This is a genomic window from Brevibacterium sp. FME37 (genome assembly GCF_014897485.1).
Lineage (GTDB): Bacteria > Actinomycetota > Actinomycetes > Actinomycetales > Brevibacteriaceae > Brevibacterium.
The window spans coordinates 145874-162273 of the sequence record NZ_JABUYE010000008.1 but is presented as its reverse complement, the minus strand read 5'-3'; the positions used below and the strand labels follow the sequence as shown (position 1 = coordinate 162273).

General features: G+C 63.0%; 13 protein-coding genes and 1 riboswitch. Of the genes, 9 read left to right on the top strand and 4 right to left on the bottom strand.

What is annotated here, in order from left to right:
- Positions 1-8: 8 nt before the first annotated feature.
- On the bottom strand, positions 9-725 hold the full coding sequence (locus INT29_RS11460; RefSeq protein WP_226831358.1) for a TenA family protein: 717 nt from the start codon (positions 723-725) through the stop codon (positions 9-11).
- A riboswitch (TPP riboswitch) is annotated at positions 716-822 on the bottom strand. (Overlaps the previous gene by 10 nt.)
- A gap of 65 nt (positions 823-887) precedes the next feature.
- Between INT29_RS11460 and INT29_RS11455 the strand changes: the two genes are divergently transcribed.
- On the top strand, positions 888-1250 hold the full coding sequence (locus INT29_RS11455) for a VOC family protein (protein WP_101571811.1): 363 nt from the start codon (positions 888-890) through the stop codon (positions 1248-1250).
- A 76-nt stretch (positions 1251-1326) separates the two neighbouring features.
- On the opposite strand, the gene INT29_RS11450 is transcribed toward INT29_RS11455, so the two are convergent.
- Positions 1327-2760, bottom strand: a complete 1434-nt coding sequence (locus INT29_RS11450; RefSeq protein WP_193071689.1) for an MFS transporter — start codon at positions 2758-2760, stop codon at positions 1327-1329.
- A gap of 217 nt (positions 2761-2977) precedes the next feature.
- Between INT29_RS11450 and INT29_RS11445 the strand changes: the two genes are divergently transcribed.
- The 3 genes from INT29_RS11445 to INT29_RS11435 all read left to right on the top strand — a co-directional run bounded on the left by INT29_RS11445 (position 2978) and on the right by INT29_RS11435 (position 6920).
- The gene (locus INT29_RS11445; protein ID WP_193071688.1) at positions 2978-3493 is read left to right on the top strand and encodes a HutD family protein; all 516 of its coding nucleotides are present in this window, start codon (positions 2978-2980) and stop codon (positions 3491-3493) included.
- Between the two features lie 327 nt (positions 3494-3820).
- Positions 3821-5173, top strand: coding sequence for a hypothetical protein (locus INT29_RS11440; protein ID WP_193071687.1), 1353 nt, complete (start codon positions 3821-3823; stop codon positions 5171-5173).
- A 259-nt stretch (positions 5174-5432) separates the two neighbouring features.
- Complete coding sequence (locus INT29_RS11435; RefSeq protein WP_193071686.1) at positions 5433-6920, top strand: catalase; 1488 nt, start codon at positions 5433-5435, stop codon at positions 6918-6920.
- A 150-nt stretch (positions 6921-7070) separates the two neighbouring features.
- Here the strand turns inward: INT29_RS11435 and INT29_RS11430 are convergent, their stop codons facing one another.
- The gene (locus tag INT29_RS11430; protein WP_101571822.1) at positions 7071-8693 is read right to left on the bottom strand and encodes an amino acid permease; all 1623 of its coding nucleotides are present in this window, start codon (positions 8691-8693) and stop codon (positions 7071-7073) included.
- A gap of 475 nt (positions 8694-9168) precedes the next feature.
- Between INT29_RS11430 and INT29_RS11425 the strand changes: the two genes are divergently transcribed.
- Genes INT29_RS11425 through INT29_RS11405 form a run of 5 tightly spaced genes read left to right on the top strand, consistent with a single transcriptional unit; the run spans position 9169 to position 14321 of the window.
- Positions 9169-10533, top strand: coding sequence for a glutamine synthetase family protein (locus tag INT29_RS11425; RefSeq protein WP_101571824.1), 1365 nt, complete (start codon positions 9169-9171; stop codon positions 10531-10533).
- Positions 10514-11338, top strand: coding sequence for a gamma-glutamyl-gamma-aminobutyrate hydrolase family protein (locus tag INT29_RS11420; RefSeq protein ID WP_319020887.1), 825 nt, complete (start codon positions 10514-10516; stop codon positions 11336-11338). Before INT29_RS11425 ends, INT29_RS11420 begins: the two co-directional genes overlap by 20 nt.
- Positions 11335-12687, top strand: coding sequence for an aldehyde dehydrogenase family protein (locus INT29_RS11415; protein WP_193071684.1), 1353 nt, complete (start codon positions 11335-11337; stop codon positions 12685-12687). The genes INT29_RS11420 and INT29_RS11415 overlap by 4 nt, the downstream gene beginning before the upstream one ends.
- 51 nt (positions 12688-12738) lie before the next feature.
- A complete protein-coding gene (locus tag INT29_RS11410; RefSeq protein ID WP_193071683.1) occupies positions 12739-13530 on the top strand; it encodes a 3-oxoacyl-ACP reductase in 792 nt (263 codons plus the stop codon).
- Positions 13531-13544: 14 nt separating this feature from the next.
- Positions 13545-14321 carry a FadR/GntR family transcriptional regulator gene (locus INT29_RS11405; protein ID WP_193071682.1) on the top strand — a complete coding sequence of 259 codons (777 nt, stop codon included), beginning with the start codon at positions 13545-13547 and terminating at the stop codon, positions 14319-14321.
- A gap of 25 nt (positions 14322-14346) precedes the next feature.
- Here the strand turns inward: INT29_RS11405 and INT29_RS11400 are convergent, their stop codons facing one another.
- Positions 14347-16293, bottom strand: coding sequence for an aconitate hydratase (locus tag INT29_RS11400; protein ID WP_193071681.1), 1947 nt, complete (start codon positions 16291-16293; stop codon positions 14347-14349).
- Between the last annotated feature and the right edge of the window lie 107 nt (positions 16294-16400).

Here is a 16400-nt window from a genome sequence, read left to right as displayed (position 1 = left end):
TGCCGCCCTCAGTCGAGCACATGGGCCTCCTCGAAGAACGCCAACTCCACATCAACCGTCCGCTGCCAGAGGCGCGCCAGCCGGGCCCGGGCCGTGGCGGATTCAGCCTCGTCGCCGGTGGGAAACACCCTCTCAAGTTCGTCGACGAGGAACTGCACCCAGGCACGGAAGTCCACACCATGATGCAGCTCGATCCATCCGGTGTGAACGTGGCGACGGGGCATCGGCTGCTCGCGCTCGCCCCAGTCGAGGTAGAGCCATTCGGCGATGACGAGCACGACGAGCAGGTCCGGGTAAGAGGCAGAAACGACCGCGTCATACATGATGGTGCGAAACCGCGCGGTCGGATCGGTCAGCACCGGATCGTCGTATTCATCGGCACTGGCACCCACCTCGGCGAAGGCCCGAAGGAAGTAGGAATTCTCATCTGCTTCGAGGAATCCGAGCTGTTTGGAAAACCGGAGTTTGGGGCCGATGCCATCGGCGTGGGCGACGCAGGCGCCGAGCATCGACAGGAACGATTCGAAGAACTGATAGTCCTGAATCAGATACTTCTTCATCACGGAATCGTCGAGGGTCCCGGCGAACAGTTCCTTAACGAACCTGTGCCCGACCGCGGCGTCCCAGGTGGGAGCGGTCGCCGCTCTCAATGTCGCCACCGGCCCGCCTGGGTTCAGGTGAATACTGGTGCTGGTCTGCTGTGGGACGTCGTTCATCCTTGTCATCTCTCACTTCCTCCGCCGGTGCTCACCGGATCAGGTTCGAAGGGTCTGCTTGCGCACTCTCAGCACCGGTCTCGTCGGCGCTCCCCTGTGGTGTTTCGAGCCTAGCACCGGCGAAGCACCTGTGCCCTTCACCGTGACACCGGTGGCGCGTAGACTTCCAGCATGGCAATCGCAAAGCAGCCCGTCGTCGTTCTCGACGCCCCTGACGCACGCGAACTCGCGGAGTTCTACGGTCAACTCCTCGACTGGCAGGTCAGAGTCGATGACGACGGCACCTGGGCAGAGATCACATCAGATTCCTGGCCGCCGATCTGCTTCCAGCAGGTCGAGGACTATCACGCCCCCAGCTGGCCGAGCCAGGCCCACCCACAGCAGATGCACCTCGACGTCGTCGTCGATGACCTTGATGTCGCCGAGGCAGCAGTGGTCGAACTCGGTGCAGGGAAGGCAGTTGACCAGCCAGGCGAGACCTTCCGCGTCTTCCTCGACCCGGCAGGTCACCCGTTCTGCATCGTTCTGAACTGAGGTTGTCACCAGGGTGGGCCGCCCCTGGGTGCGCTCGCCCTCTGGGTGTTTCAGACCCTGAGGAGACAGCACCGGCTCAGGTCGCTTCGGTCTCCTGGTTGAGCTCTTCTGCCAAGTCCTCGGCCTCTTCCTCCGAAGCCGCCGACGGAGTCGATCCCCACAGCGGACGACCATTGCTCTCTTCCACGAAATGGATCGCAACGAGTCCGATGATTCCCGCGGCCACGAGGTAGATCGCCGGCCACATGAGGAAGCCGGTGGCGCTGATGAGGCTGGTCATCACGACCGAGGTGGTGCCGCCGAACAGTGAGATCGAGATGTTGAAGGCGATCGCCAGCGCACCTGCTCGCACCATCGTCGGGAACAGGGAAGGCAGCGTCGAGGGCATCGTCGCGCTGAAGCAGATGAGGCTGAGCCCCATGATCAGCAGACCGAGGAACACGATGATGTCGCTATGACCGCGGATGAGCATCAGAGACGGGAATGAGAGCACGATGAGTGAGATCGATCCCGCGCGCACAACTGCCTTGCGGCCCACCCGATCAGAGACCTTGCCGATGACCGGAATCAGTCCGAGACAGACCGCCATAACGAGGATCTGCAGAATCTGGGACGTGAGTTCTGAGACCCCGCCGCTGCCCTGAATGTCTTGGACCATCGGGAAGTAGAGGGGAATGAATGAGGTCAACATGTAGTTCGTGACGTTCCACGCCAGGACCAGACCGCAGCAGGCCAGAAGGTTGGGCCACAGCGCGAAGATCTTCTTGAACTCGCCCTTCGTGCGGTTGCTGGATTCTTCCTGTTCGGAGAGCTTCTCCATCTCTTTGTATGCCGGGGTGTCGGCGAGTTTCGTCCGCAGGTAGACGCCGACGAAACCCAACGGCAGGGCGACGAAGAAGGGAATGCGCCAGCCCCAGGTCTCCAGGAAGCCTGTGGTGGATACGGCCTGCATGATCGTGGCAACCAGAGCGCCGAGGACGTAGCCGGTGAAGGTACCGACCTCGAGCAGGCTGCCGAGGAATCCTCGGCGCCGATCCGGTGCGTATTCGGCGATGAACGTCATCGCGTTGCTGTACTCGCCGCCGGTGGAGAATCCCTGCAGGAGTCGGCAGGCAAGCAGAAGGAAAGGCGCCCACAGACCGATCGTCGCATAGTCAGGGATCACGCCGATGAGGAAGGTGCCGGCTGCCATCATGATCATCGTCATCGCCAGGACCTTGTTGCGGCCGATCCTGTCCGCCAAGGGGCCGAAGAACATTCCGCCGAGCGGGCGGACAAGGAAGGCGACTGCAAAGAGCCCGGCCACGATGACATGGCCGATGGGGCCGGAGTCCTTGGGGAGGAAGATGCCCTCGATGACGACGGCGAGGTAGCCATAGACGCCGAAGTCGTACCACTCGGTGACGTTTCCGATCGCTGCTGCTCCGATGGCACGTTTCGTGACATCGGGTTTCGTCACGGTGATCTCTTCTGGGCGCCAGCGCTTGCGGACGTTGTCTGGTCCGAACATGTTTTTCCCTTCCGATTGCCGGGGGAGAGACACACGAGAACTGCTGTTCAGGGCACTTGAGAATCACGCGGAGGAAACCCCGGCGTGCCTCTCTTCTGTATGGGTGATGTTTCCGCTGTATCTGTTCGCAACCCGATCGTTATGGGCAAAACGCACGTTCCAAGGCTAGTCCTCTGCGCTCACTTGGCAAGTGGTGCGCCGCGACTACAGTGATCACATGCGCGTGATCACTTCATTCGACGACCTCGAACCGGTTCCCTGGGCCAATGGCGCGGGGGAGACGACCGAGCTCGTCTCGCTCACCGATTCGCAGGTCCTGACACCGGCCCTTCGGCGCTGGCGCCTGAGCATCGCGCGTCTGGACCGTCCGGCTGAGTTCTCGCTTCTGCCCGGCATGGCGCGCACCTTTCTTCCCACCGGCGCCGAGGTGGTCCTTGAGATCGACGGTCACAGGCACCCGGTGACGCCGGCCGAGCCCGCACTATTCCGTGGTGAGCAGAAGGTGTCCCTCGTCGGATTGGGCACCCCGTGCTTCGCGCTCAATCTTATGGTCGAGATGAACAAGAGGCTCGGCTCAGGTCAGCGTGGACTGGAGCTGTCGACGCGATTCACCGGCACCGGGCTGTTCGCAGTGACCTTGGATTCGGTCCCCGGGTACCCGAGATTCCAGTTGCTGGAGCTCGAGGAATCGGACGTTCTTCCGGACCACCTCGGCGTGGCCGTCCTGCACTGAGGCACAGGTCGTCGCAGACACCGAATCCGGACCTGCGAATATCATGCGAAGCGCATGTCCCGTGCGTCACATTGACCATCATCGTTGCAGGTCAGAGGCCTTGGGGCGACTTCCTGTTCACAGTGTTGTCCCAGCTTCTACGGGGGTGGGTCAGGAACTCCGGAAATCGACGGACGATACTGGACTCAGGGACCAGTCATCGGAGGAACTTTGGGGTCGAATCAGAATGAGTCAAGCAGATTGAATGGGCACGACGGATCAGCGTCCGATCACGACGGATCAGCAAAAGATCACCACAGATCAACCTCCGGAGTCGGTGATTCCGAGATGATCGTGCAGGCATCTCAGACCCTGCCTCTGATCACCGAAGAATTTGCAGCCGCCCACGCCGAGAATGCTCATTCGACACCGACGACGACCCCGCATGTGACCACACCGGTGATGCCGCCGAATCCCATCCGACGCGAAGAGTCGCCGGCGTCGGCGACTCGGATGAGGCAGGAGGACACAGCTGCCGTCGGCACACCTGCGACGGCAGCAGACGCAACCGCGACGGTCGTGAACGACACTGCTGATCACGGTGACTCGACGGCGAAGAACGACGTGGTCGAGAAGAAGGAGAAGAACGAAGGCAGGGTCTCAGCGACCCAGCTTCTCGCCGGTGCGGCGGCCGCGGCCACTTCATCGGTCATCGGCGGACAGTTGGGCGTCGCCGGAACCGTCGTCGGCGCGGGCGTCGCGAGCATCATCACCGGGCTAGCTGTGACGCTCTACACCAGCAGCCTCGACAAGGGCAAAGAGAAGATCAAGGAAGTCGGCTCGAAGCTCGCCCCAGCGGTCAAGGCGAAATCGCCTGGCGCCAAGACGCAGCGATCCGCCGCGGTAGGCGACCAGGCCTCAGGAGCTCTTCGGGCTACCAGCACCTTCGGTCATCTGAGCGATGAAACGGCCGCTGACAGAAGTGACGCAGGTGCGCCAGATTCCGGCTCGCCTGATGCCGATACAGCAGCCGCTGAATCGGAGACAGAAGGCAGTGACGCCAAGTCATGGTGGCAGAAGCTGCGTCGCAAACGGGTGCTCTACCCGGTGGCCATTGGAGTGGCGACATTCGGAATCGGATTGGGCGCCGTCGTCATGGCCGAATCATTCACCGCTGCCGACATCTCGCCCGGCACCTCGCAGATCTCGCGGTCCGTCACGGGGAATTCGAGCTCCGGCGATGAGTCCAGCACCTCGCAGGACGGCGGGTCAACCTCCAACTCGGATTCCTCTGGGTCGGCCTCCCAGTCCGGCCAGAACCCGAATCAGGGAAGCGGGAACGAGAGCTCGACGACGAGCGAAGGGCAGTCCACCTCGGCGAGCGACGGCGGCTCCGCCAGTTCCGACAGTTCCGCGACCGCTGATCAGACGGGAACCGAGCAGGCAGGAGACACCGGCAGCAGTGACAGCTCTTCGGGATCGAGCACCGACTCGAGCGGCTCCAGCAGCACTGGCGCAGACACCTCGGGAAGCGCGAGTTCGAGTGACGCTTCGGGATCCAGCTCCGACTCACAGGGCAGCAGCTCCAGCGGCTCCGGCGGATCAAGCTCCAGCTCAGGCTCTGGATCAGGCTCTGGCAGCGATGCCGGTGGGGGATCCAGTTCAGGCGGAGACGGAAGCGCCGCGACCGCGCAGGGCTGAAGACACTCCCCCCTGTGGTCAGACCAGAAATGCCGGTCTGGAATATTTGGGAGGGTGGCCTTGGTTGAACACTGTGAGGGACGTGGCTAGCGTGAAAATTGGTGACGACAGTTTTCTGTCCGCTGCCAGGAACTCGATATCAGGGGAGTCGATGTCGACCTTTCGCATCAGCATGCTGATGCGTGCTGCTCGTCCTATGATGGATGTAGTGGACCGGGAAGAATGACCCCCCGTCGCTCAATCGGTTGAAGGAGAAGCTATGACAAAACACGCTGATCATGAACATCCAGGATTCGACGGCACGAAGCCCTCGACGACCGAGTCGGGTGCCGCTCGAGAGTCCGACGCGCATTCGCTGAGCGTCGGAGCAGATGGCCCACTCCTCCTCCACGACGTCGCACTCGTTGAGAAGCTGGCCCGGTTCGACCGCGAACGCGTTCCCGAGCGCAGCCCCCACGCCAAGGGCTCCGGTGCCTTCGGTGAGCTTGAGATCACCGCAGACGTCTCCAAGTACACCCGCGCAAAGTTCCTGCAGCAGGGCAAGAAGACCGAGATGCTCGCACGGTTCTCCACCGTTGCTGGTGAGCTCGGATCACCCGACTCATGGCGCGATGTGCGCGGATTCGCACTGAAGTTCTACACCGAAGACGGAAACTTCGACATGGTGGGCAACAACACCCCGGTGTTCTTCGTCCGCGACCCCATGAAATTCCCCGACTTCATCCACTCCCAGAAGCGCACCCCTGATTCGGGTCTGCGCAGCAACAACATGCAGTGGGACTTCTGGTCGCTCTCGCCCGAGTCGGCACACCAGGTCGCCTACCTCATGGGGCCCCGCGGTCTGCCCAAGACCTGGCGGAACATGAACGGCTACTCCTCGCACACCTACATGTGGGCGAACGAAGCCGGCGAACGTTTCTGGGTCCAGTACCACTTCCACACCGATCAGGGCGTGGAGAACATGAGCAACGAGGAAGCCGGCAAGCTCGCCGGTGACGACGCTGACATCCACCGTCGCGATCTGTTCGACGCGATCGAGCGCGGCGACTACCCGTCCTGGACCGTCAGCGTCCAGATCATGCCCTACGAAGAGGCCAAGACCTACCGGTTCAACCCCTTCGACCTGACTAAGACCTGGTCGAAGAAGGACTACCCGCTCATGGAGATCGGTAAGTTCACGCTCAACAAGAACCCGTCGAACCACTTCGCACAGATCGAACAGGCTGCGTTCAGCCCCTCGAACACCGTGCCGGGCACCGGAATCTCGCCCGACAAGATGCTCATGGGCCGTGTCTTCTCCTACCCAGATGCGCAGCGCAACCGCATCGGCACGAACTTCAACCAGCTGCCGGTCAACGCGCCCATCACCAAGACCAACTCCTATGACAAGGAAGGTCAGATGGAGTACCACCATTCAGGTGATGCTCCGAACTATGCCCCGAATTCCTACGGCCGCCCATACCAGGCCGAAGAGACTCAGGTCGAGGCACGGTGGGAATCCGACGGCGAGCTCGTCCGCAGCGCAGCCACTCTGCACGCCGAGGATGACGACTTCGGCCAGGCGCACACCCTGGTTCGTGAGGTCTACTCCGAAGAAGAGCGCCAGGGCCTCATCGAGACCGTCGTCGGTGCACTGAAGGACGGTGTTGAAGAGCCCGTGCTCTCCAACGTCTTCGCGTACTGGCGCAACATCGATGAAGAGGTCGGCCGCGCAATCGAGGACAAGTACAAGTCCGAAACCGCGTGATCTGACTGGCGGCAGCGGCATCAGCCCAGCGCTGAGGCCGCTGCCGTCCTTCTTTGAGAACTCAGCAACCCTCCGGGCGCTGAACAACTCCGCTTTGGAGTGGTCAGCGCCTGGAGGGTTGCTTTCTTGTGTGTGCGAGTATGTGCGAGCTCAGTCGTCGATCTCGTCGAGAAGCTTCTTCTCATCGATGGCCAGCTGCTCCTTGTCGAGATGCTGCATGAAGTGCTTCTTGCCCCGGGCGTACCAAAGTACGACGCTGATGACGAGCACCCCGAGGACAGCGATGGGGGAGTAGTTGAAGGTCGAGATCGTGATCGGCAGGGTGGGTGGCAGCACGAAGAGGATGCAGATCAAGATCACCCAGACGACAGCGACCCACCCGATGACTGCGCTCCACCGTCCCAGGTTCCAAGGGCCGGCCTTGAATCCTTTGCCCTTGAGCCGACGCAGCAGAACGGGTGCAACGTAGGCGATGTAGAGCCCGATCACCGCTACGCTCGTCACCGCCAGGTAGGCGGTCTCATTGAACAGCGCCGGCACGGTCAGAATCGAGGACAGCACGATGCACAGCCAGATCGAGTTGGTTGGTGTTCCGGTGCGAGGGTTGACCTTCTTCCAGTACTTGGATCCCGGGATCGCATCGTCACGGGAGAACGCGTAGCTCATCCGCGAATTCGCCGTCACCGATGCCATGCCGCAGAAGAACTGGGCACCGCAGACGATGAAGAGCAGGAATTTCGCCATCGTCGGGTTGTTCAAGGCATCGAGGAACACCTGCGCAGGCGGCAGGCCGGTCGCGGTGGCGTTGAGCGCGGTCAGTCCGGCTTCGGAACCGTCCTGAATTGCGGCCGTGATCGAGTACAGCAGGATCCAGCCGCCGATGATCGAGATCAGGACGCTCATCACGATGCCTTTGGGAGCGGCAGTGGAAGCGTTCTTCGTCTCCTCCGCCACGTGAGCCGAAGCGTCATACCCGGTGTACGTGTACTGCGCCATGAGCAGACCCATGAGGAAGACGAACGGCATGAACGTGAACCCGGTTTCGTTGTGCCACGCCGTCATGGTCCAACTGAACGACTGATGTTTCGTGGGCATGATCCACAGGGCGGCGACGATGACGAGCACACCGACGATATGCCACCAGGCGGAGACGCCGGAGAGCAGGTTGACCAGGTTGACGCCGAAGGTGTTGAGCAGACCGTGCAAGGTGATGATGACGAGGAACAGGATGAAGGTGTTCAACGCGGTGGGCACCACGCCGAAAGTCAGTGCCGCGAAGGCCATCATGGTCGTCGCCGCACCGTAGTCGATAGCAGCGGTGACAGCTACCTCGCCGAGGAAGTTGAACCATCCGACATACCAGGCCCAATGTCGTTTGTTGCGTTTGGCCAGACGCCCGGCCCAGAAGTAGAGTCCACCCGCCGTCGGGTATTTGGAACAGACTTCAGCCATGGCCAGGGCCACGCAGAGGACGAAGATGCCGACCAGCGGCCATCCGATCGTGATTGCGGCCGGCCCGCCCGAACCCAGCGCAATGCTGTAGGAGGTGATGCAGCCGGCGAGGATCGAGATGATGGAGAAGGAGACCGCGAAGTTGCCGAAGCCCGACATGCCGCGCTTGAGTTCCTGCTTGTACCCCAGCTCGGCAAGACTGGCTTCGTCAGCGCTGAGGGCCGGGGCCGCACCTCCCTGAGCGCCGGTGCCATCGGGAGGCGTCGGCCCGGGAGCCGCCCCGGATGTCGGGTCAATGGGTGGAGGGGCTTCATTGCTCATGGAGAACACCGTTCTTCTCGAAATGATTGCTTCCGCGGGCCAAACCCATATGGCCCAGATCTGCGACCCGGAGCGGTCGTCGCTGACCTACCGGCGTCGTCGGAATCTGGCCGTTGTCTATCGGGTGCAGATGCCGAGACCCAAGCGTGCGCGTCCTTGTGGAACGTGACTGTGGAACGCGTGCGGCAGTCACGAAAATAGTGCGTGATGCAGTTCACAACTCTGTTCTGACGTTGAGCCTGTCACCGTGCAAATGGTTTGTCAATAGGTATTTGTTCTGACCGCAAGGCCGCGCTGTCATCAATTTTCCCTTATGTATTGCGCATGAATGGTTCGGTGGCATACCTTAAATGGGAGAGTCTTCCTGAACTGCCGCAAGGCACGACCACCGCAACGATGCGTGACCACCACCGGGATGCAGTCCATCGCAAAGATGCGTACACATCGCGAAGGTGGGCTACCGAGAAGAGGAACCATGAGCGTGACTTCATCAGATATGACCCTGGAGCAGCTGCAGGCCGAGATCGCCGCCGGCCGCGTCGACACTGTGCTCGTCGCCGCCACGGACATGCAGGGTCGCCTTCAGGGGAAGAGAATCACGGGCCGATTCTTCCTCGACGAGGTGATGGACAACGGCACCGAAGGCTGCAACTATCTCATGGCTGCCGATGTTGAGATGAACACCATCGACGGGTACGAACTCACCTCTTGGGAACGCGGCTACGGCGATCTCATGTTCGTCCCCGACTATTCGACTCTGCGTCGCATCCCTTGGCACCCGGCGACGGTGATGGTCCAGTGCGACCTGGCCTTCGTCGACGGCTCACCGCTGACCGTCTCCCCACGACAGGTCCTCAAAGCACAATTGGAGCGACTTGAGAATTTGGGCTATTCGCCCATCGGCGCCACCGAACTCGAATTCGCCCTTTACAACACCGGCTACCGGGAAGCCATGGCCAACGACTACCGCAACCTCGAAGCCGCCAGCACCTACAATATCGACTACTCCCTCTTCGGCACAGGACAGGTCGAAGGCTATCTGCGCCGTCTGCGCAACGAGATGGACGGAGCCGGCCTCTACACCGAAAGCGCCAAGGGCGAATGCAACCTCGGCCAGCTCGAGGTCGGATTCCGCTATACCGACATGCTCGCCACCTGCGACAATCATGTCGTCTACAAGCTCGGCGCGAAGGAGATCGCAGATCAAGAGGGCAAGTCGGTGACCTTCATGGCCAAACCCAATGACCGTGAAGGCAGCTCATGCCACATCCATATGAGCCTCAGTGACACCGCGGGCACACCGGTCTTCCCCACCGGCCACGGCACCGAGATGTCAGAGACGATGAAGCACTTCGTCGCCGGAGTCGTCGCCACCCAGCATGACTTCACCTACCTCTACGCACCGAACATCAACTCCTATAAGCGCTTTGCCGAGGGCTCCTTCGCCCCCACCGCCGTCGGCTGGGGATGGGACAACCGAACGTGTGCCGTGCGCATCGTCGGCCACGGTCCGGCACTGCGCTTCGAGCAGCGCGTGCCCGGCGCAGACGCCAACCCCTACCTTGCGAGTGCAGCACTCATCGCCGCCGGAATCCACGGACTCGAGAACAAACTCGACCTGCCCGAAGCGCTCGCCGGCAACGCCTACACCCAGGACGTGCCCAACATTCCGCGTCGCCTCCACGACGCCGTCGCGGCCTTCGAATCCTCCGACGTCGCTCGCCATGCCTTCGGCGACGAGGTCGTGAACCACTACAGCCATGCGGGCCGTGTTGAGATGGCAGCCTTCGACGCTGCAGTCACCGATTGGGAGGTCCGGCGTGGCTTCGAGCGTCTCTGACCCGGTCCTTGATCCTGCGACGCGTCGCCCGCTCATCGGACTGCCCACCTACTACGGGCGCGGACAATTCGGGGTTTGGGACCGAGACGCGGCCTTCCTGCCCAGCGTCTACGTCACTGCCGCGACTCGGGCCGGTGGCCGCGTCGTGCTCCTGCCTCCGGAAGATCCCTGGAGCCTCGTCGAGGTGGCCGACCTCGACGGCATCATCCTCACCGGAGGCGATGATGTCGATCCCGCCCTCTACGAGGCGCAGCGAGACCCCCGCACCCAGGTGGCGAACACGCGTCGCGACTCCTTCGAAACCACCCTGTACCGTCACGCCCGCACCGCGAATGTACCGGTCTTCGCGATCTGCCGCGGAGCCCAGATCGTCAACACCGTTCACGGCGGAACCCTGCACCAGCACCTGCCCGACCTCGACGGCTACGACGCTCACGAGGCACCGAAGAAGGACGAATTCGCCGAGGTGGCAGTGCGAACCGCACTAGGTACCGCCGTGTCCGGCCTGATCGGAGACGGGACCACGGTCCGGTGCCATCATCACCAGGCCATCGACCGCCCAGGTGAGGGACTGATCGTGAGCGCACGCTCCGACGACGGCTGCATCGAAGCCCTGGAGACACCAGACGGTTCGATGCTCGCGGTCCAATGGCATCCGGAGGAGACGCTGGACGATCTGCGCCTGTTCACCGGCCTCGTCGAAGCCGCGGCCCGACGCGCGAGCACAGCACCACCGAACACCACGCCAGCTACGACGCCCACGACACCCACGACACCCCAGACAAAAGCGGAGGCTCAGCGATGACCGAAGTGATCAACCCCGCGACAGAGGCACTCATCACCTCGGTCGACGCTCACAGCGCCGAGGCGACGAAGGATGCGATCGGCCGGTCCGCCGACGCTTTCACACGGTGGCGGGCCACAGCACCGGCCGAACGGGCCGAGCTGCTGCGTGCCTTCGCTCGCGCCGTCGACGCCGACATCGACAATTTGGCCGCGCTTGAGGTTGCAGAGGCCGGGCACACGATCGGCAACGCCCGGGGCGAGGCCGGAAACGTCCGCGACGTCCTCAACTACTTCGCCGGCGGAGTCGAGCGCCACCTCGGCGACCAGATTCCCGTGGCAGGGGGAGTCAACATCACGTTCAACGAACCACTCGGTGTCGTCGGCATCATCGTGCCGTGGAATTTCCCGATGCCCATCGCCGGATGGGGTTTCGTGCCCGCGCTCGCCGCGGGAAACACTGTGGTCCTCAAACCTGCCGAGCTGACCCCGCTGACGGCGATCCGCCTCGGCGAACTGGCCCAGCAGGCAGGGATTCCCGCCGATGTCTTCCAAGTTATCCCCGGCAAAGGCTCCATTGTCGGTCAGACCTTCACGGATGACCCGAGGATCGCGAAGATCGTGTTCACCGGATCGACTGCGGTGGGTGAGAAGATCATGGTAGACGCGGCGAAGACGATGAAACGCACAACGCTGGAACTCGGCGGCAAATCCGCGAACATCGTCTTCGACGACGCCGACCTCGAACTCGCAGCGGCCACCGCACCCTACGGGGTCTTCGACAATGCCGGCCAGGACTGCTGCGCCCGCTCGCGCATCCTCGTCCACGACTCCGTCTTCGACCGTTTCATGGAACTCCTCGAACCCGCGGTCTCCGGAGTCGTCGTCACCGATCCCAGCCTCGAGGAGGCAGAGATGGGCCCGCTCATCTCGAAGAGCCACCACGAGAGCGTGGCCGGATTCCTCGACGGCGTCGACATCGCGTTCACCGGCAGCGCCCCGACCGGTGCCGGCTACTGGATGGCGCCGACGGTCGTGCTCCCGAAAACATCGCGTGATCGCATCGTCACCGAAGAGGTGTTCGGGCCCGTTGTGAGTGTGCAGCGCTTCAGTGACGAAGCCGAGGCGATCAGCATGGCCAACGATTCGCCTTATGGCCTCTCTGGCTCGATCTGGACCCGTGATGTGGGCCGCGGACTGCGGGTCGCCCGCGGTGTCGACTCGGGGGCGCTGTCGCTGAACTCCCATTCCGCAGTTCGCTATTCGACCCCGTTCGGCGGGTTCAAACGCTCCGGCATCGGCCGCGAACTCGGCCCCCGCGCGATGGACTCGTTCACGGAGACGAAGAACCTCTTCATCGCCACGGACTGAGCAGACTCACCCTCCCCACGAGCACCACCACCAACGGGCAAAGGACACACCATGAACGAGACAGCAGAGCAGATCATCTGCCGCCGCCTCCCGGGGCGCACCGCAGTCGTCACCGGAGGGGGCAGCGGCATCGGGCTGGCCACCGCAAAACGTCTCGCCTCCGAAGGGGCGAACGTCGTCATCGCCGACACCAACACAGACTCAGGAACGGCCGCCGCCGAGGCGGTCGGGGGCCTCTTCGTGTCCACCGACGTCACCGATCCGGACCAGGTGGGCAAGCTGTTCCAGACTACCTTCGACACCTACGGCAGCGTGGATGTCGCCTTCAACAATGCGGGAGTCTCCCCACCGGCCGACGCCTCGATCACGGAGACCGGTCTCGATGTGTGGCGCAAGGTCCAAGACATCAACCTGACTTCGGTGTACCTGTGCTCGAAGGCGGCGTTGAAGCACATGCGCAAGCAGGGGAGCGGCTCGATCATCAACACGGCCTCATTCGTGGCGCTGATGGGATCGGCGACCTCCCAGATCTCCTACACCGCGTCGAAGGGCGGGGTGCTGGCCATGTCACGAGAACTCGGCGTGGAGTTCGCACAGGAAGGCATCCGCGTCAACGCCCTGTGCCCTGGACCGGTCAACACCGAGCTGCTGCGCGAACTCTTCGCCAAGGACCCGGAGATGGCAGCCAGGCGTCTGGTGCACGTGCCGATGGGACGCTTCGCCGAGGCCGACGAGATGGCCGCGGCTGTGGCGTTCCTGGCCAGTGACGATGCTTCCTTCGTCACAGCACAGTCGTTCACCGTCGACGGGGGACTGTCCAACGCCTACACGACCCCGCTGTGAGTGATGATGGTTTGATGGCGAGTACCCCAGCTGCGGGCAGGCAGACCGGCAGCCAGGTGACGGCGTTGCGGGCGATCGCCCCTGCTCGCTCGGGCAACATCTTCGAGGAGACGATCGAGTGTCTGCTCCAGATCATCCGCCTCGGGATCATTCCGCCTGGTCAGCGCTTCCCGCCCGAACGTGAACTTGCGGAGCAGCTGAGGGTCTCCCGGGCGACCTTGAGGGAGGCGATCTCGGAACTGCAGACCGCCGGCTGGGTCAACGTCCGCCGAGGCCGTGGTGGCGGAACCTTCGTCTCCCGCACTCCTGCAGGGGGCTGGGCTCACAGCCCGGCTCATGGCGATGACGCAGGTCTCGGCGCAGGGTTCTCTGCGGTCGAGGTCGAAGATACACTGGCCTGGCGCCGTGTCATCGAAATGGGAGTCGCAGAGGTGGCTGCCGGGCAGGATCTCACCGCGCGCCAACGAGGTCAGCTGGCGGAGGCCATGGACACGAGTCGGCAGTCGAACCTGGCCGAGTACCGGCGCTTGGACTCCCAGCTGCACCTGACCTGGGCGCAGGTGACAGGGTCTCCGAGCCTGGTGCGCTCGATGGTCGAAAGCCGAACCCGGGCGAACAAACTGCTCGAACGGATCCCCATGATCGAACCCAACCTGGCTCATTCGCACGAACAGCACCAGCGGATCCACAATGCGATCCTCGCGGGAGACGCCGCCGCGGCCCGCACAGCCATGGCCGAGCATCTTGACGGCACGGCCGCATTGCTGCGGGGCTTCCTCGCCGAGCCCTGATCACGGGTGGGCTCGAGCCGACCCCTCAGCGCCTCTCGGCCGCCTCCTGCTGGGCACGTTGGGCGATGCGACCTCCGGCGAGGACCATGTCGGCCTGCCGAGGCGAGAGTGTATGGCGGAACTCGAACTGTCGTCCGCCTACCTCAGCGCTCACGGTCTTGCCGGCGGCCAACTCATCGCGCAGTCCCCGGAACTTCAGGACATCGCCCTGGGACAGGGACTCGTAGTCGCTCTCATCTGAGAATTCGAGGGCGAGGACGCCGAAGTTCGCGAGGTTCTGCCAATGGATCCGCGCCAGGGATTTGGCGATGACGATGCGCAGCCCCAGATAGCGCGGGGCGATCACGGCGTGCTCGCGGGATGAGCCCTGGCCGTAGTTCTCCCCGCCGATGATCGCATGGCCGCCGGTATGGCCCGCTGCACGTTCGGCGTAGCTCGGATCGATCTGGATGTAGACGAACTCGGAGATCTTGGGAATATTGCTCCGGTAGGGCAGGACCCGGGAACCGGCGGGCATGATCTCGTCAGTGGAGACGTTGTCGCCGACTTTGAGCATGATCTCGAGATCGATGTCCTCAGGCAGCGGTTCGAAGTCGGGCAGTGAGGAGATGTTCGATCCTTTGACCAACTCAACCTCGCGTGCTTCCTCAAGCGGCAGCGGCGGGACCAGCATGGACCGGTTGGCGGAGAACTTCTCCGGCAGCTTCACCTGCGGATACTCGATGCCCAGCTCGCGAGGGTCAGTGATCTTGCCCGTCAGTGCTGCGGCCACGGCAGTCTCCGGCGAGCACAGCCACACGGCGTCCTCGTCGGTGCCCGAGCGGCCGGGGAAGTTCCGCGGCATCGTGCGGAGGCTGTTGCGGCCCACAGCCGGGGCCTGGCCCATGCCGATGCAGCCCATGCAGCCCGATTGGTGGATGCGCGCGCCGGATCCGACCAGCGAGGTCAACCAGCCACCGGCGATGAGGTCGGCGAGGATCTCTCGCGATGTCGGGTTGATGTCGAGTGAGATCTGCTCGTGGATGTGGCGACCTTCGAGTGTCTCGGCGACGACGGCGAAGTCCCGCAGCCCCGGATTCGCCGAGGAGCCGATGACGACTTGGAAGACGTCCTCGCCAGCGGCCTCCCGCACGGGACGGACGTTGCCCGGCGAGGAGGGGGCGGCGATGAGCGGTTCGAGCTGTGAGAGGTCGATGGCGTCGTGGAGATCGTACTGCGCGCCTTCGTCTGCTTCGATCCGAGTGAAGTCCTCGCCCCGGTCGCTGGCTTCGAGGAAGTCCCGGACCGCGTCGTCGGCAGGGAAGACTGTGGCCGTGGCACCGAGTTCGGCCCCCATGTTCGCAATCACGTGGCGGTCCATCGCGGTCAGGTCCTTGAGTCCCTCACCGTGGTACTCGATGATCTTGCCGACTCCGCCTTTGACGCCGTGACGGCGCAGCATCTCGAGGATGACGTCCTTGGCCGAGACCCACGGGGGCAGTGTGCCGGTGAGTTCGACGCCCATGATCTGGGGTGCGCTGATGTAAAGCGGTTCACCCACCATGGACATTGCGATCTCGAGACCGCCGACGCCGATGGCCAACATTCCCAAGGCCCCGGCCGCGCAGGTGTGAGAGTCGGAGCCGATGAGAGTGGCACCGGGCGTGCCGAACCGCGATTGGTGGACCGGGTGGGAGACGCCGTTGCCGGCGGGGGAGAACCACAGGCCGAATCGCTGCGCGGCAGAACGCAGGAATATATGGTCCTCTGGATTCTTCTCATCGGTCTGCAGAAGGTTGTGGTCGACGTACTGGACAGATGTCTCCGTGCGGATCCGGTCGATGCCCAGCGCTTCGAGCTCGAGCATGACCAGCGTTCCCGTCGCGTCCTGAGTCAGCGTCTGATCGATGCGGACTCCGATCTCGTTACCGGGCTCAAGCGTCCCGGATTCCAGATGTGAGCCGATGAGTTTCTGAGCGACATTCTCAGCCATCGTCACCCTCCTTATGAAGTGGTCGAATTGCTGGTGCAGCACGCTCTCACGTGGTCTGTCCACGTTAGCCCTCGTTCAGGGAACTCACAAGGGCGGTATCCACGGCG